The organism is Microbispora sp. H10836 (genome assembly GCF_012999525.1).
Lineage (GTDB): Bacteria > Actinomycetota > Actinomycetes > Streptosporangiales > Streptosporangiaceae > Microbispora.
On record NZ_JABBWU010000002.1, the window covers coordinates 32889 to 49499 of the forward strand.

Annotated in this window: 12 protein-coding genes; 4 read left to right on the plus strand and 8 right to left on the minus strand. The window is 70.9% G+C overall.

Annotated elements, in window-relative coordinates:
• Window positions 1-68 precede the first annotated feature (68 nt).
• The 6 genes from HHX30_RS04930 to HHX30_RS04955 all read right to left on the minus strand — a co-directional run bounded on the left by HHX30_RS04930 (window position 69) and on the right by HHX30_RS04955 (window position 9110).
• Window positions 69-545: a flavin reductase family protein gene (locus HHX30_RS04930; protein WP_169979902.1), complete on the minus strand. Its 477-nt coding sequence runs from the start codon at window positions 543-545 to the stop codon at window positions 69-71.
• The gene (locus tag HHX30_RS04935) at window positions 542-1765 is read right to left on the minus strand and encodes a styrene monooxygenase/indole monooxygenase family protein (RefSeq protein ID WP_169979904.1); all 1224 of its coding nucleotides are present in this window, start codon (window positions 1763-1765) and stop codon (window positions 542-544) included. Before HHX30_RS04935 ends, HHX30_RS04930 begins: the two co-directional genes overlap by 4 nt.
• 110 nt (window positions 1766-1875) lie before the next feature.
• Window positions 1876-2850: an AraC family transcriptional regulator gene (locus HHX30_RS04940; RefSeq protein WP_169979906.1), complete on the minus strand. Its 975-nt coding sequence runs from the start codon at window positions 2848-2850 to the stop codon at window positions 1876-1878.
• A 360-nt stretch (window positions 2851-3210) separates the two neighbouring features.
• A complete protein-coding gene (gene rph, locus HHX30_RS04945; protein ID WP_169980663.1) occupies window positions 3211-5802 on the minus strand; it encodes a rifamycin-inactivating phosphotransferase in 2592 nt (863 codons plus the stop codon).
• Window positions 5803-6091: 289 nt separating this feature from the next.
• A complete protein-coding gene (locus tag HHX30_RS43145; protein WP_169979908.1) occupies window positions 6092-7708 on the minus strand; it encodes a RyR domain-containing protein in 1617 nt (538 codons plus the stop codon).
• 436 nt (window positions 7709-8144) lie between these two features.
• Window positions 8145-9110, minus strand: a complete 966-nt coding sequence (locus tag HHX30_RS04955; protein WP_169979910.1) for a TIGR03885 family FMN-dependent LLM class oxidoreductase — start codon at window positions 9108-9110, stop codon at window positions 8145-8147.
• A gap of 319 nt (window positions 9111-9429) precedes the next feature.
• Between HHX30_RS04955 and HHX30_RS04960 the strand changes: the two genes are divergently transcribed.
• The 4 genes from HHX30_RS04960 to HHX30_RS04975 all read left to right on the plus strand — a co-directional run bounded on the left by HHX30_RS04960 (window position 9430) and on the right by HHX30_RS04975 (window position 13511).
• Window positions 9430-9606 carry a hypothetical protein gene (locus HHX30_RS04960; RefSeq protein WP_169979912.1) on the plus strand — a complete coding sequence of 59 codons (177 nt, stop codon included), beginning with the start codon at window positions 9430-9432 and terminating at the stop codon, window positions 9604-9606.
• Between the two features lie 178 nt (window positions 9607-9784).
• Window positions 9785-10861: a tetratricopeptide repeat protein gene (locus HHX30_RS04965; protein WP_169979914.1), complete on the plus strand. Its 1077-nt coding sequence runs from the start codon at window positions 9785-9787 to the stop codon at window positions 10859-10861.
• A complete protein-coding gene (locus HHX30_RS04970; RefSeq protein WP_169979916.1) occupies window positions 10858-11979 on the plus strand; it encodes a SagB family peptide dehydrogenase in 1122 nt (373 codons plus the stop codon). Before HHX30_RS04965 ends, HHX30_RS04970 begins: the two co-directional genes overlap by 4 nt.
• Window positions 11980-12263: 284 nt before the next feature.
• Window positions 12264-13511, plus strand: a complete 1248-nt coding sequence (locus HHX30_RS04975; RefSeq protein ID WP_311922101.1) for a mannosyltransferase family protein — start codon at window positions 12264-12266, stop codon at window positions 13509-13511.
• Window positions 13512-13564: 53 nt separating this feature from the next.
• On the opposite strand, the gene pntB is transcribed toward HHX30_RS04975, so the two are convergent.
• Together pntB and HHX30_RS04985 are read right to left on the minus strand one after the other, a co-directional pair.
• Window positions 13565-14962, minus strand: coding sequence for a Re/Si-specific NAD(P)(+) transhydrogenase subunit beta (pntB, locus tag HHX30_RS04980; protein WP_169979919.1), 1398 nt, complete (start codon window positions 14960-14962; stop codon window positions 13565-13567).
• A 2-nt stretch (window positions 14963-14964) separates the two neighbouring features.
• A complete protein-coding gene (locus HHX30_RS04985; RefSeq protein WP_169979921.1) occupies window positions 14965-16524 on the minus strand; it encodes a Re/Si-specific NAD(P)(+) transhydrogenase subunit alpha in 1560 nt (519 codons plus the stop codon).
• Between the last annotated feature and the right edge of the window lie 87 nt (window positions 16525-16611).

The window sequence follows — 16611 nt, forward strand, 5'->3', positions numbered from 1 at the left end:
CGGCACCCCGGCCGCCGAAGGGCCGTGGTGCCGGGCTCCCGCGGGAGGCGCAAGGGCCCGTCCGCACCTCACCATCCCGGGGAGGAGGCGAACTCGCGGTAGCGGCCGGAGTGGAAGAGCAGCGGCTCTCCTCCTGACCGCTGGTGGTGCTCCACCTCGCCGACGAAGATGTGGTGGTCGCCGCCGGCGTGGACGGTCACCGTACGGCAGGAGAAGGTGGCCAGGGTTCCGGCGAGCATGGGCAGCCCGGTGGGGGTGGCGAGCACGTCCACGCCGGCGAACTTGTCCGGCGCCGGTGTCGCGAACCGCCGCGACAGCTCGTCCTGGTCGGCGGCCAGGATGTTGACCGCGAAACGCCCCGCGCGCAGGAAGACGGGCGCGCTGGGAGCGCGGTCCGACAGGCACCACAGCACCAGCGGCGGATCAAGCGAGACCGAGCTGAAGGAGTTCACCGTCACCCCTGCCCGCTCCCCACTCGCGGTCGCGGTGGTGACCACCGCGACCCCGGTGGCGAACTGCCCCAACGCCTCGCGCAGCGATCTCATGACGCGACCCGGTCGAGGTAGGCCTGTGCCTTGTCGGCGTCCATGAACCACTCGGCGTAGTCGGTGGGGTCGTCGAAGCCGTTGACGAAGCGGGAGGCGATCTCCGGCACCTGGCCGGCGGCGCCCAGGATCGCCAGGTGGTGCGGTTCGGCCGGGGCCAGCAGCGCGTTGGTCCAGCGGGTGACGTGCTGGGCCTGCGCCCAGAAGCGATCGAAGGTCTGCCGCATCCAGGCCGCGTCGAACGGCTGCTCGCCGCGCTCCAGGATGGCCTGGAGGTAGGTGGCGGCGCACTTGGCGGCGTTGTTGCTGCCCTGCCCGGTGATCGGGTCGTTGAGCACCACCACGTCGGCGACCCCGAGCACCGGCGCGCCCGATGGCAGGATGGCGACCGGGCGGCGCACGGTGGGGCTGAAGCGCCCGGTCAGCACCCCGCCGGCGTCGGTGAGTTCGATCCCGGAGCAGCGTTCCGCCTCCCAGGGGAAGAAGCTCTCCAAGATCCGGCGGCTGCGCGCCAGGTGCTCGGCGGGGCCGCGCACATCGCCCCAGCAGTCCATCGGCCCGCCCGGCACACCCTCGAACACCATGATCTCGCACGGGCCGCTGTGCGTCAGAGCGGGGAAGACGAAGTACTCGCCGACGCCGGGCAGCAGGTTGAAACTGACCGTGGAGTACTCGGGCCGGGGGGCGAGACCGTTGACGTAGGTGACCGCCAGTGCCCGCTGCGGGGTGCTGTACGTCGAGCGCGTCGCGTCCCGCTCGAACAGCGAGGCGATATCCCCCTTCCCCGCGGCGACCAGGACCAGGTCGTGCTGGGCCGCGTAGGTCTCCAGATCCTCCGGAGTGGCGTCGTGGATGACGAGCTTGCCGCCGAGTCGTTCGACCTCGTCCAGCCAGGCCGGCATCTTCACCCGCTGGTCGACCGAGAGGGCGGGAGTCCTCAGCCGGGCCGCCCAGCCGAGAGCCTTGCCGCCCGCGGGGCTAGGGACGGATAACTCGATGCCCTCGATGGGCGGGCAGGCGTCCGCCCACCAGTCCAGGCCGAGCGCGCGCTCGTGTGCCCGGGCGGTGCCGAACATGCACTGGCCCGACATCACCCGGCCGTCGCGAATCGACTCGGGGGTGCGGTTGGAGATCACTGTGACGTCGTAGCCGTTCTGCAGCAGGCCGATGGCCAGGTGCAGACCCGCCTGACCGGCGCCGACGACGAGGACTCTGCGCATGAGGGTGTTCCTTCCGCTGAAAGTTGAGGTTTCAGCTGAAATTACGGCCGAAGCGGCCCGGTGATCCATCCGCTCAGCGCGGGTTCCGTCCATCTGGCGCGGGATCCTCCTCAACCGCGTCTCAGGGTCTCCGACGGGTGCCGGCCGTACTTCTGGCGATAGAGCGCGGCGAACCGGCCCTGGTGGAGGAAGCCCCAGCGGGCGGCGACGCTCGTGACGGTGTAGCGGGCGGGATCCCCGGCGGCGAGCTCCTCGTGCACCTTGGTCAGCCGTACCTCTCTGAGCTGTGCCATCGGCGTGCGGCCCACGTGGACGCGGAAGCCCTCCTGGAGCGACCGGCCGCTGACCGCCACGGCCCGCGCGACGTCCTCGGTGGTGATCGGGAGGTGGGCGTGCTGCTCGATGAACTCCAGCGCCCGGCGCACCACCTTGGGGAGCACGGGCGGCCGAGGCGCCGCCAGCCGTTCCCGGTAGTTGGAGGGCTGCATCGTGAGCAGGGAGGTGAGCAGCGCGTTCTCCAGGTGGGCGACGGCCAGCGGCTGCGCGGTCAGCCCGTCGTCGTGCTCGGCCTCGCGGACTATCAGATCGGCCATCGCCCGCCAGGCGCGCGTCCATCCCGCAGTCAGGTCCACGCCCAGATCGAAGACGACCGGCCGGTCGAGCGGCTCGCCGAGCATCTGCTCCAGCGAACGCTCGACCGCCGTGCGCTCGAACTTGACGATCAGCTTGGGGGTGCCCGCCGCCCATCGCATGTCGAGATGCTGTGTCGGAGAGGCGAGGGTCGCCGTCGCCGGGGTCGAGACGATTTCCTGGCTCCCGCTGCGGATCAGGCTGCGCCCGGCCAGCGGGATCATCACCAGGAAGAAGGTGTCGAGGTCGCCGGGTTCGATGCGGACGTCGGCCCCGTAGTCGAGGTAGCTGATCCGGACCGAGCCGAGCCGGACGGAGTTGAACCGGGCCGACAGCAGGGACGCCGCGCCCGTCAGGTCCAGCCGATGCGGGCAGAAGACCCTCGCGACCTCGTCACGGACCTCGTCGAGATCGGTGCTGGCGAAGACGGGTCTGTTGCCGAGCAGCACTTCCATCGATCTCCCCCACTCCGACGATCTGTCAATCGGATAATCGCGTGAGGCTTCTCGGCGTTCCACTGAAAAGCACGCGTTCTACGGGGATGTGCCTATTGGGACCAGGCGGCGTACGTTTTCGTTCGCGTTCTCCGCGGGGCGGTGACGGTGGCGCTCCAATACCGGCTCTGGCACAGATTCCGCGCGTTGACCCGCCTCAATCGGTGAGGAGGACGCGTTTGCGCAGGAGGCCGGGGTCGGCCCGGCCATATATCTGCCGCTTGGGCATCTTGACGCGCGCAGGCGGCACCAGCCGCACTGCGGGGAAACGCCACCGGCGCCGGCCCCGGTAATACTGGAGTTCGGGTCCGGCGCGACGGTTCAGGCGAGGATCTCGACGTACCCGTCGGTTCCGTGGACGCGGATCCGCTGCCCGTCCCGGATCAACCGGGTGGCCTGCTCCACCCCCACGACGGCCGGCAGGCCGTACTCCCGTGCGATAACCGCCCCGTGCGTCATGAGGCCGCCTACTTCCGTCACCAGTCCTGCGACGGTGACGAACAGGGGGGTCCAGCTGGGGTCGGTGTAGGCGGTGACGAGGATGTCACCCGCCTCAAGGTCGGCCCGCGCCATGTCCGTGACGACACGGGCACGGCCCTCGACGGTCCCGGCCGACACCGGGAGGCCGGCCAGCGCGCCGGGTGGGGCGTCGTCACGCCGATACCGGCCGGTGATGGCCTCGCCGTCCGACGTGAGGACCCGGGGCGGTGTGAGCGCCTCGTACGACCGGAACGCCTCCCGCCTCTGCAGGATGAGTTCGGCGTCCACATCGTCGGTGCGCACGACTTCTCGCAACTCCTCGAGCCGGAGGAAGAAGATGTCTTCCCTTTCCCGCAGGACGCCGGACCGGACGAGGCGATCGGCTTCCCGCAGCAACGCCTGCTTGTAGGCGAAGTAGCGGCTGACCATGCCGTACTTGGGGTACTCCCGGTATCCGGCGAAGGTGCGGACGCGGTCGATCATCCGCTTGGTCTCCTCGGCCTTCTGCTCCCCGTCGGGTAGGGCGCGCAACCGCGTCAGCAGTTCCTGTTCTTTCCGTCGTGACTCGTGGAGTCCTTGTTCGAAGCGTCGCTTGCCGGCGCCGGGCTCGAAGTTCTTGACGTTGCCGAGGATGGTGGGCACGAGCGTGGCGGGTTGCTCACTCCAGCGCGTCCTGGTGATGTCGATCTCGCCCGCACAGCGCATGCCGTACTCGTCGAGGTAGCCCCGGATGGCGTCACGTGCTTCCCGTCCGCCGGACAACCCGGCCAGCTCGTCCAGGAAGCCGTCGCCCTCCCGGCCTTCGTCCACGACGCGCTGCAGGAACGCCACGACGTCCGCGTGCGGCCGGACCGCGTCCGCGACGTCGAGGAGCGCCAGCCCCATCTCCGACGTGATGTTGTCAGGGACGGACTGCGTGAGCGCGTCGGCCGCGTTCTTCTCGCCCAGCCATGTCTCGAGCTGGTCGTTGAGCCACCAGGCCGCCTCCATCCCTGCCATGATCACCTGGGAGCTCCGCGGATCGAACAGGATGCGCTTCAGCTCAACGATGTCGGCCAGGATGAAATCGAGCAGTGCCGGCCCGGACAGACCCTGGATCTCGCGCCGCAGGGTGGCGACGGACGCCTGACTGCGTTCGATCAGCTGGGTGACGACGGCCGGATCGGTCTCGATCGGGGCGGGTGCGTCGCCGGCGGATGCGGGGCCGGAACCCTCGTCCGGAAGCGCGCGGACAAAACCGCGGTCGAGGACGGTCTGCAGCGCGTCCCGAACCAGCGGGTCGGAGTTTCCGAAGGTCCCGAGGAGGCGTGCGCGGCCCGCGGATGTCGCCAGGACGGGGGCCACGTCGACGAACAACCGTCCGCCCGCCTCGTGCATCGGCCGTGGGGTCGTCAGCTGCCACAGGGACAGTCCCAGCGGCTTCATCGCGTCGGTCATCATCTGCTGGTGACCGACGGAGACGTAGACGTGGTTGTCCTGGTCATCGGTCGCAGGGATGGGGAACAGGGTGGTGATCGGCCGGCTCTGGACGATGTGGAACTCGTCGCCGGTCAGGCACCATTCGATGTCCTGGGGCCGGCCGAAGTGCGCTTCGATCCGCCGGCCCAGCAGCACGAGGCGCACGACTTGAGCATCCGTCAGAGCCGGCTGCGTCTGCCGCTGCGGCTCGACCGGTACCTCCTGGGTACCGCCTCCCGGCGACGCCTGGACGAACCGCGGCTTGGTGGCGACCGCTGTGGTCACGACCTGGTCGTCGCGCACCGTGTAGACGTCCGCGGCGACCAGGCCGGAGACGAATGCCTCCCCGAGCCCCCAGCCGGCTTCCACGGTGGCGATCTTCCGGTTCGAGGTCACGGGATCCGCGGTGAACAGGACCCCGGCCGCATCCGGGAACACCATCCGCTGGACGACCACGGCCATCCGTATCTTCCGGTGGTCGAAGCCGTTACGGCGCCGGTAGGTCACCGCCCGCTCGGTGAACAGCGAGGCCCAGCACCTCCGGACGTGCCGGACGATCGCCTCCAGGCCCACGATGTTCAGGTACGAGTCCTGCTGGCCGGCGAAGGACGCGGTCGGCAGGTCCTCGGCCGTCGCGCTGGAACGCACCGCGTAGGAGGCGTGCTCCCCGAGCCGGGCGAGCGATTCGCCGATCGCCGCTACAAGATCTTCGGGAACCGCGACGCCTTCTACGGCGCGACGGATGTCCGCGCTCAGGGTGCGGATCGCCGTGCGGTCGTCCGGTTCCACGCGCGACAGCGCATCAAGCCGAGCGTCGATCGACGGCGCCTCGGCCACGACCCGCTGGAAGGCGTCCGTCGTGACGCAGAAGCCGTCCGGCACGCGGACGCCGTCGATTCGGGAGAGCTCGCCCAGATGCGCCGCCTTTCCGCCGACGTCCGCGACATTCGTCCCGCCGATTTCCTCGAAACCCATCACGTAGCGCAATCGCCTTGCTCCATCGTTCGTCTGGTCGCTTCGCAACGGGCAAGTATGAAGCACTTTCGGGCACCTCATGAGATGCGCGAATCTGATATATGGTGATAAGGGCGGGGGAGCTGACCGAAAGGCCGGATGGCCGGCCCCGTCGACGCTGTGACCAGCGACAATGCGTTGCCCCTCGCACGCTGCTACGCCGCAGGATGCCGCCGCTCGCCCCGATGAAGCGCCTGCGGCCGGCCCCATGGCACGTGATGACGAATCCGGTTCGGGGCGGCGGCAGACGTTATCGGACCGGGGTGAGGCGGACTATCTCGAGGCCGCAGTGGGCGAGCACTTCGCCTATCTCGCAGATCACGGCACGGTCTTTGTCCTTCTCCTCCTCGGGCAGCCTCTCCCACGGAACGAGGCTCGGGTGGTGCTTGGCCTCGTCGTCCCGTTGCTCACCCCGCGTCCACCCCTGCGCCGTGCGCTCAGCCCTCCACCGCTCGTGCTCCTGCTCGGCGAGCGTCTCGAGCAGGGGGTCGTCGCCCAGCTCGACCCCGGTGCCGGTGCGAGGCGCCACCGTACAGCCGGCGGCGGTGAGCTTGTTGCCTATGTCCCGTGCCTGGGCTCGGTTGGCCTGCTTGTAGTCCTCGGCGAGGTCCTCCCACGGAACCATCGCCGGGGCACTGCCCATGGCGTTGCCCTTCTTCAGCTCGTGCCGCAGATAGTTGTGATGGATCAGTTGTGCCAGACGCTCGTAGATGTCCTCGTGGATACGCTCTGCTTTGCCCGCGTCGGCACCGACGACGAATTTGCCCACGCAGACAGGCTGCAGCCGACCCTCGACGTCGTCAAGCAGGCTGCCGTCACCGCCGCCGAGCACGTCGGCGAGGCCACTCAGGCGGTCCAGGCGTACGACGACCGAACGCTCCCCGCCCTGCCACAGGGCCGGCATGGTGAGCGCCGCCCGCACCGCCTCCTCTTCGGCCTCGTGGCACAGATAGACGCGATGGGGGGTGGGCATGGCCGGTGTGCGGAACACCTCGGCGAGGTCGGCGACCGGCCTCAGCTCGCACGTTTCGGCGACGGCCACCCAGCGCCGCTGCAGATCCCTCTCGACGGCCTCGGCGTCGCGATCCACGAGGACCACGACGAGTTTCTCGTCCGCGCGCGCCGACACCTGCCACATCCGTGCCAGCTCGACAACGATCGCCTGCCCGAACGGCCCGAGCCCCACGACCACGACGAGCGGCTCGCCGCCGCGGAACGAGCCGGCCTCCTGCCGGACCAGTTCCCGGGCGGCCAGCTCGTCGATGTTGAAGAAGTCGGCGCCGGTGACCGGCTGACTCAGGTGGCGGGCGCGCAGCGCGAGCGCGTACGCGGGGTCGCTGACGTGCGCGTACACGTTCAGGTCGCCCGCCTTCTTCGTGCGCGCCTGTTGCCTCGCGGTCGCCGCGACCAACACGTTGACGCTGCTGTCGTCGCGGTCGTCGGCGCAGGCGTAGACGAACCTGGCACCGGCGATGCCCGCGTCGCGCAGCGATTCGGCGTCGCCGGCGGTGGCGCGCAGCACCAGCCCGTTGCGGCGCAGCCCGTCGACCATGGCGTCGGCGATCGGCGTCTCACCGACGACAATCGTGTGCCCGGTTCGGCGCCGCTGCGACAGGCGCTGCCATTCGCTCGCGAACACCGCCCGGCCCGCCTCGAACAAGGCGTAGATGGTCGCGGCCGGCGCGAGGAACCGGGCCACCTGCAACGGCCAGGGAAACGGTCCCGGGTTGTCGAGCGGGGCCGCACCCAGGACGAAGAGCTGCAGATCGTAGTAGGCGATATCCCAGAAGCTCCGGCCGAGCGCGTACGACGCGCTGTGTGAATACGACTCCAGGCCCCAGAATCCCAGTATGACGGCGAGAACCACCGTCGCCGCGAACCCGATTCGGGCTGCCGATAAGGCCCGTTCTCGGACGCTCTTCGCAAATGGCGTCGTTCTCGGCATACTGCTCCTTGTCCCCTCACGCCCGGTCGCGACCCACATTCGGTAGGGCTGTCCGGTGAATACGGCGCAACTCGATCCTGACCTGTTTCCACGGCGGCCGCCCGTGAGGTGGCAAAGGCGTTCAGGGTGGCATCGTGTGATTCATCCAGTGTGCGGGCCCTTCCCGGTCGGGTCCAGGGGCGTGATCACAATTCAGGCGTTTCGGGCGCACCCCGCTCCTTCGGAATGGCCGGATCTCAACGTCGAGCGCGAACTCCGCCCCCAAACAGGACGGCCGGGCATTATGCAGGCGAATTCGGGGTAACCAATTACGGCGCGCGCCCGAACCAGGGCGGCGTCGGGGCGTCGCGCCGCGATCTCACTCGCTGTCGCGCAGGTGGGGCAGGACCTTGGCGCCGAAGGTCTCGATGAACGGCAACAGGTCCTGGCCCACGTGGTGCAGGTAGACGCGGTCGAATCCCAGGGCCGCGTACCCGCGTAGCCAGTCGATGTGCCGGCCGAGGTCGGAGGAGACGTTGACCACGGAGCGTACCTGTTCCACGGTCACGTGCTCCGAGACGACGTCGAAATGCTCCACCAGTTCCAGGTCCCAGCTCACCGGCGGACCGAAGACGTTGCTGCGCCACTGGTCGTGGGCGATCGCCTCCGCCTCTTCTTCCGTCGGCGCCCAGCTCAGGTGAACCTGCAGGCAGACCGGGCCGCGCCCGCCCGCCTCCCGGTACGCCGCGATCATCTCGCGGAGGTGGTCCTCGGGGCCGTTGACCGTGATCAGGCCGTCCGCCCACTCCGCGCACCGGGCCGCCGTGCCGGTGCTCACCGCCGCGCCGATGAGCGGGGGCGGCGTCTCGGGACGGGTCCACAGCCGGGCGCGGTCCACGGTCACCAGGCCGTCACGGGTGACCTCCTTGCCGTCGAGCAGGTCGCGGATGACGTCCACGCACTCGCGCAGGCGGGCGTCGCGGATCTCCTTGCGCGGCCACGGCCCGCCGGTGATGTGCTCGTTGCTGTATTCGCCGCTGCCCAATGCGGCCCAGAACCGGCCCGGGAACATCGCGCCGAGGGTTCCGATCGCCTGAGCGACGATCGCCGGGTGGTAGCGCTGCCCGGGCGCGTTCACGATGCCGAAGGTGAGCCCGGTGGCCTGCAGGGCGGCGCCGAGCCAGGACCAGGCGAAGGCGGACTCGCCCTGCCGCTCGCTCCAGGGGGAAAAGTGGTCGGAGCACATGGCGGTGCCGAAACCGGCACGTTCGGCGGCGACCATCGCGGTGAGGAGATCGGCGGGCGGGATCTGCTCGTGGGAGGCGTGGATTCCATACTCCGTCATGCGAGACGCGGCTACCCAGCGAAGCCACAGCCAACCTCGGCACCTGCTCGGCACCTGCTCGGCACCTGCTCGGTACCGCCGAACCGACGCCGTTTCCGGCGGCGGGCCTGCGGATTCTCCCACGGACCCGAATGCGGCCGGAGGCGCATGACCAGAATTCCGGGTGATTTCGCCGCAGACTGGATTTGGCCTGACGATCTTTCCTCTTGGGATCGTACGTGCGTCAGAGCCTGTGCAACGGTGCTGCCACGGTGATCCCCGCTCCGGTGACGAGGTCGTACGACCGCTGTCACGGGAGCTCGTGAAAGGAGCGACACCTATGTCCCAGGGTTCGTCGGAAGTGTTCGAGGCGCACGAGGACGCTTACGCCATGCCGGAGGCCGCGCTGAACCTCAACCACAACGAGAGCGCGGTGTTCGAGGTCCGCGAGGACGCCTACAGCACGCCGGACGCCGCGCTGACCTACAACCACAACGAGATCCTCGTCGAGGCGTGACACCGTGACGGGCCCGGAACGCGCGCATCCGCGTGATGCGCCCGGCCTGTCGTGACGCGATGTGCGTCCGCCCCGGGGCTCCGGCGAGCCCGGGGGCGGACGCCGGTGGCAGCGGAACGCGGGGAGACACCCGGGGCACAAGCGCCCCTGGTGCGGCGAGGTGGTTCGGGAGGCGTTGGTGAGCGGTAGGGCGGATCCCGGCTCCGCGGTAGACGCGGTAGAGCAGATGCCGGCGGAGGAACTGCTGCGGCACGGCTTGAGGCGACGCGGCGAGAACGACTTCACGGAGGCGGAGCGCGCCCTGCGGGCCGCCGTCGACCAGGCCCGGCGCGGCGACCAGGCCCGGCGCGGCGACGGCCTGACGGGGGTACGGGTCCGCGCCCAGATCGGGTTGGCGACCCTGTGGCGCATGCGCGGCGACTACCGCAGGGCCGGGCTGCTGTTCGCCCTGACTCTCCCCGCGGCGGAGCGGACCTTCGGCCCGCGATCGGTGGAGGTGGCCGCACTCTGCAACGAGTGGGGCGTGCTGGGCAAGTACACGGGCCGCTTCCGGCAGGCCGAGGCACTGTACCGGCGCGCTCTCGAGATCCTGGAGGAGGCGCGCGGCCCCGAGCACGAGGACGTGGCCACGGTCTGTCACAACCTCGGCGGGCTCGCACACGCGCGCGGCGACCACGCGGCAGGCGAGCCGTGGGCCCGGCGCGCGACGCAGGTGCGGGCCCGGCTCCTCGGCGAGCGGCATCCGAGGGTCGCCGCGGACCTCGCCGCCTGGGCCGCGCTCGTGGACGGCTGCGGGCGCCCCGCCGAGGCCGAGGCGCTGCTCCGGAACGCCCTGGCCGTCTCCGAGGCGGCGTACGGCCCGGAACACCACGACGTCGCCGCCGCGTTGCACAACCTCGCCGCCCTGGCACACCGGCGGGGAGACCTGGACGAGGCGCGGGCCCGCTACACGCGCGCACTGGCCGTCAAGGACGCGGTTCTGGGCCCGGGACATCCGGAGTCGGCCATCACCCTGATCAACCTCGGCGCACTGCACCGCGCCCGCCGCCGGCCCGATCAGGCCGAGGCCTGCTACGGACGGGCGGTCGAGGCGCTAAGGCGGGCCGCGCCGGACCATCCGCACCTCGCGGCGGCCCGCCGCGGCCTGGCGGACGCGCGCGCCGAACTGCCGCCCGCGGACGTGGAGCCGCGTCGGCGGACCGCACCCGCCCGAGAAGAGCCGATCGCCCCCGCCCGAGAAGAGACGCCATCGTGAACGTCCGCCTGTCCGCCTGCGGCGCCCTGCTCTGGGACGCCGGCCAACTGGTCTGGGACGACTACCTCGACCATCGCCAGTTCGCCCTGGTCGACGGGGTCGAGCGGGTGCTGCGCTGGTTCACCGGCTTCCGCCCACTCGACTCCGTACGGGAGATGGCCGACGATCCCGGCGAGGCCGACCACTGGCACAAGGTCGCCACCGTCCTGGCGGACAACGACGTCCTGATCCGCGAGAACGGGCCTCGCCATCAACGCGAACAGGCCATCGAACAGGCCTGGCGGCCGTGGGGACCCCTGGCCCGCGCCTACCACTTCTCCAGTCGTTCCCACGCGGGCACCGCCATGCGCACCGCCGAACAGGACAACGAGGAGCTCGAAGCCAAGGTCCTCACCGACCCGCCGCCACCGGCGTTCTGGTCCCTGCCCGCCGTCTCCCGCCACGCGCTGCCCGACGTCGATCCCGGCGTCTGGCGGCACCGCGACCTGATCGACGTGCTGCACCGGCGCCGGAGCCGCCGCCACTTCGGCGGCACGGCGCTGCCGCTGGACGTCGTCGCCGCCCTGCTCAAGACCGCCGCCGGACCTCTGCCGCGGGCCGACGGCCCCCTGACCCAGGCGGGCGTCACCCTCGACCCCGGCGGCGTGCTGACCGACTCCTGGCAGCGGGTGTTCAAGACCAGCCCGTCCGGCGGCGCCCGTCATCCCACCGAGGTCTACCTCTACGCGCGCGATGTCGAAGGCCTCGCCCCGGGCGCCTATCACTACGCCGCGGCCGACCACAGCCTCGAATACCTCGGCCGCCGTCTCGACGACGAGCGGCTCGTGGCCGCGGTCGGCGACCAGGACTGGGTCGCCGGCGCCGGAGCGCTGATCTTCTACACCAGCGTGATCGCGCGCAACCAGTGGAAGTACACCTTTCCCCGTGTCTACAGGGCGCTGCTGATGGACGTCGGTCACCTCAGCCAGACCGTCTACCTGCTGGCCACCGCGGCCGGTCTGCACATCACGTTCACCGCGGCCCTGCGCGACCAGCTCGTCGAGGAGCTCCTCGGGTGCGATCCCACCGGGCAGTTGGTCATCGGCACCTCCGTCATCGGCGCCGCGCCCGCCCGCTGACCCGTACGTCCCCGTCCGGGACGCCGGCGGGGGGCGCTGCAACTTTCACGCGAGGCGCCGGTCGCGCCGCTTCGCGCCGGCGTGACTTCGCAGGTCAATGCGTGGCGCGGTTCCGGGGGCGGCCGCCGGGCGGGCCGCGGTCTGGCGCCGCTCCTGCGGCTCTTGACACCATCCCTGATCACGGGGTGGCTACCGTATGCCCGTAGGGGCAGCGGCCCCTGCCGGCAGGCAGGAGGACGCACGGCGGGGGCGGGCAGGTGCGCGACGAGAGGGGAGGGCGTCAGGTGACGGCTGCCGTCCAGGAGTCCGGCCACGACCCTGAGCGCGGGGAGCGGACCGGGCCGGATGAGAAGGCCCCCGTCCTGGAACCCCGGCAACCCCCCGAACCCGGAAGAACTCCTGAATCCGGCAGATCCCCGGAGCCACTGAGGAAGAGCGCCACGGTCCGGGACGCGCTGCTGCTGTGGGTGGGCACGAGGGCGGGCATGCTCCTCGTGGCGCTCTACGGCGCGCTGATCGTGTCCGGCCAGAGCCACGCCCCGCTGCTCGAGCGGTGGAAACACTGGGACGTCGGCCTGTTCCGGAAGATCGCGGAGTTCGGGTACGACGGCGATCCGAACCTGGAGCCCGACCCCGGGCTGCCGGCCATCTTCCCCGGCATGCCGCTGGCGATGCGCCTGGTGCATCTGGTGGTCGACGACTGGATCCTGGCCGGCCTGGTCATCTCGTTCGTGGCCGGCGCGGTGGCCGTGGTGGCGCTGGCCCGGCTCGCCGACGTCGAGGGGCCCGCCGGCGCGGGCCGCTGGGCCGTCCTGGCGCTGCTGCTGTGCCCGCCCGCCGTCTTCCTGTTCGCCGGTTACTCCGAGGCGCTGTTCCTCGCCTTCGCGCTGCCCGCCTGGCTGGCGGCCCGCCGCCGTGCCTGGCCGCTGGCCTGTGCCCTGGCCGCCGGGGCGTCCTGCGTCCGGATCACCGGCCTGTTCCTGGCCGTCGCGCTGATCGTCGAGTTCGTCGTGAGCCGCATCCGGAGGGACGGCTGGGCGGGCTGGCGGCGGGGAGCCTGGCTGGCGCTGCCGTTCGCGCCGCTCCTCGCGTACGCCGCCTACCAGCACTCCCGTACCGGTGACTGGCTGGCCTGGAACAACGCGCAGCAGACCGGATGGGGCCGGAAACCGGTCTGGCCCTGGGAGGCGTTCCGCACCACCTGGGACTCGACCGGCGGTGACGAAGGGTTCGGGCCGATGTTCCGGCTCGAGATCGCGGCGGCGATCGTCGGGGTGCTGCTGCTCGTCTGGCTGCTCGTCGCCCGCCGCTGGGCCGAGTTCGTCTACGTCGGGCTGCAACTGGGCGCGCTGGTCACCTCCACGTTCTATATGTCGATCCCCAGGTCGGCGCTGCTGTGGTGGCCGCTGTGGGTGCTCATCGGGCGGGCGGGCGCCCGTCACCGGTCGTTGATCATCGTCTACGCCACCGTGATCGGGCCGCTCGTGGTGGCGATGACGTTCTCGTTCCTCAACAGCTCCTGGACCGGCTGAGCCGCCCGGTCGTCCGGCCGCGCGGAGCGCCGGGGAGGCCCGGGGCGGCGGCGTCAGAGAGCGGCGACGATCTCCTCGACGCGTTGCCTGGCGTCGCCGAAGAGCATGCCGGTGTTGTGGCGGAAGAACAGGGGGTTCTGCACTCCGGCGTACCCGGTGGCCATCGACCGCTTGAAGACGACGACGTTGTCCGCCTCCCACACGCGCAGGACGGGCATGCCGGCGATGGGGCTGTCCGGGTCCTCGACGGCCGCGGGATTGACGGTGTCGTTGGCGCCGATGACGAGGACGACGGACGTGGTGGCGAAGTCGTCGTTGATCTCGTCCATCTCGAGGACGATGTCGTACGGCACCTTGGCCTCGGCGAGCAGCACGTTCATGTGCCCCGGCAGGCGACCGGCGACCGGGTGGATGCCGAACCGCACCTCGACGCCGCGCTCCCGCAGCCTGCGGGTGAGTTCGGCGACCGGGTACTGCGCCTGCGCGACCGCCATGCCGTACCCGGGGGTGATGACGACGGACTTGGCCTCCTTCAGCAGGCCGGCGGTGTCGACGGCGGTGATCTCCCTGTGCTCCCCGTAGTCGCGGTCGCCGGCGGGGCCCGCCTCGATGCCGAAACCCCCGGCGATCACGGAGATGAACGACCGGTTCATCGCCTGGCACATCACGTACGACAGGTAGGCGCCGGACGAGCCGACGAGGGCGCCGGTGACGATCAGCAGGTTGTTGTCGAGCAGGAACCCGGACGCCGCGGCCGCCCAGCCCGAGTAGCTGTTCAGCATCGAGACGACGACGGGCATGTCCCCGCCGCCGATGGAGGCGACCAGGTGCCAGCCGAGCAGCAGCGCCACGACCGTCAGCGCGACGAGGATCCCGAGGTTGGGGGAGGTCACGAAGACCACGGTCAGGACCGCGAACGCCGCGAGCGCGGCCAGGTTCAGGGCGTTCTTGCCCGGCAGCATCATGGGCTTGGCGTCGATCCGGGCCGACAGCTTGAGGAACGCGACGACCGACCCGGTGAACGTGAGCGCCCCGATGAACACGCCGATGGAGACCTCGGCATGGTGGATGCCGAGCAGCGAGCCGGGGAGCCGGGTGCCGCCGACCTCGACCTCCAGGAAGCCGTTCCAGCCGACCATGACGGCGGCGAGGCCGACGAAGCTGTGCAGGATGGCGATCAGTTCCGGCATGGCGGTCATCTCGACGATCCGGGCCCGCCAGAGCCCGATGGCGCCGCCGATCGCCATGGCGGCCGCGAGCAGGATCACCGCGAGCGTTCCGCTGCCGTCGGCGGCGAGGACGACCGTCGCGGCCAGCGCGATGACCATGCCGGAGATGCCCGAGGCGACGCCGGAGCGGGCGGTCTCGTGCTTGGACAGGCCGGCGAGGCTGAGGATGAACAGGAGGGCGGCGACGATGTAGGCGGCCTGCGCGGCCGTGGCGAGGGTCACGGTCAGCTCCTCGTGAACATGCCGAGCATGCGGCGGGTCACGGCGAAGCCGCCGACGATGTTGACGCTCGCCAGCAGGATGGCGACGAACGACAGGACGGCGACGACCGTGCCGCCCTGCCCGATCTGGAGCAGCGCGCCGACGACGATGATTCCGGAGATGGCGTTCGTGATCGACATCAGCGGCGTGTGCAGCGCGTGGTGCACGTTGCCGATGACGTAGTAGCCGATCACGATCGACAGGACGAAGACGGTGACGTGCTCGATCAGCGCGTTCGGCGAGAACGCGGTCAGGACGAACAGCGCGGCGGCGACGGCGGCGGTGACCAGGTGACGTCGTCGTCCTGGCGGGGACGGCGGTCTCCCGGCGGAGGACGGCGTCGTCCCTTGGTCCGCGGCTACGGGGGTGGGGGCGGGGGCCGCGCTCACCGGCACGGGCGGCGGCGGCCAGGTCTTCTCGCCGTCGCGGACGACGGTCATCGCGCGCTGCACGACGTCGTCGAAGTCCAGCACGAGCCGGCCGTCCTCGCCGGGGGTGAGCAGCTTCATCAGGTTGACGACGTTGGTGCCGTAGAGCTGCGAGGCCTGCGCCGGCAGCCGTCCCGCGAGGTCGGTGTAGCCGATGATGGTCACGCCGTTCTCGGTCACGACCGCCTCGCCGGGACGGGTGCCTTCGACGTTCCCGCCCTGCGCGGCGGCCATGTCGACGACGACGCTGCCCGGGCGCATGCGCGCCACGTGCTCGGAGGTGAGCAGCCGGGGGGCGGGACGCCCGGGGATCAGGGCGGTGGTGATGACGATGTCCACGTCGGCGGCCTGCTCGGCGTACAGCTCGGCGGCGCGGCGGTCGTAGTCGCGCGAGGTCTGCCTGGCGTACCCGTCCGCGCTCGACTCCTGCGCGACCCCGACGTCGAGGAACTCCGCGCCCAGAGAGCGCACCTGCTCGGCGACCTCGGGACGGGGATCGGTCGCCCGTACGATCGCGCCCAAACTGGCCGCCGTGGCTATGGCCGCCAGCCCCGCCACGCCCGCGCCCGCCACCAGGACCTTGGCCGGAGGGACCTTCCCCGCCGCGGTCACCTGACCGGTGAAGAGCCGCCCGAACGCGTGCGCGGCCTCGATGACGGCGCGGTAGCCGGCGATGTTCGCCATCGAGCTCAGCACGTCGAGCGCCTGCGCGCGGGAGACGCGCGGCACGGCGTCCATCGCGAGGACGGTGATCGGCCGTCGTGCGAGCGCGTCCACCAGGTCGGCGTTGGCCGCCGGGCCGATCAGCGAGACGAGCGTGGCGCCCTCGCGCAGCGCCGTGATCTCGTCCCCCGCCGGGGCGTTCACCTTGAGCACGGCATCGGCGCTCCACGTCTCCTCGCGGTCGCCGATCCGCGCTCCGGCCCGGGCGTACGCGTCGTCGGTGAAGCCCGACCGCCGGCCGGCGCCCGATTCGACGACCACCTCGTAGCCGAGCGAGACCAGTTGCGGGACGGTGGCCGGGGTGGCCGCCACGCGTGTCTCGCCCGGCGCCGATTCGGCGACCACGCCCAGGCGTTGCGCTGAGTGACTCATCACGGTCCTTCCTGTCGGGCGGGTCGTCGGGTTGGCCGACCCTGCGGTGGCCGCCGTCCTCCGCTCACTCGTGGCTCGCGGTGGTAC

Coding starts and splice junctions, on each gene's coding strand:
- rph (WP_169980663.1), bottom strand. CDS start 5,802: ATGGGTTTCGAGGAAATCGGCGGGACGAATGTCGCGGACGTCGGCGGA.
- HHX30_RS04985 (WP_169979921.1), bottom strand. CDS start 16,524: ATGAGTCACTCAGCGCAACGCCTGGGCGTGGTCGCCGAATCGGCGCCG.
- HHX30_RS04935 (WP_169979904.1), bottom strand. CDS start 1,765: ATGCGCAGAGTCCTCGTCGTCGGCGCCGGTCAGGCGGGTCTGCACCTG.
- HHX30_RS04940 (WP_169979906.1), bottom strand. CDS start 2,850: ATGGAAGTGCTGCTCGGCAACAGACCCGTCTTCGCCAGCACCGATCTC.
- HHX30_RS04960 (WP_169979912.1), top strand. CDS start 9,430: ATGTCCCAGGGTTCGTCGGAAGTGTTCGAGGCGCACGAGGACGCTTAC.
- HHX30_RS04930 (WP_169979902.1), bottom strand. CDS start 545: ATGAGATCGCTGCGCGAGGCGTTGGGGCAGTTCGCCACCGGGGTCGCG.
- HHX30_RS04955 (WP_169979910.1), bottom strand. CDS start 9,110: ATGACGGAGTATGGAATCCACGCCTCCCACGAGCAGATCCCGCCCGCC.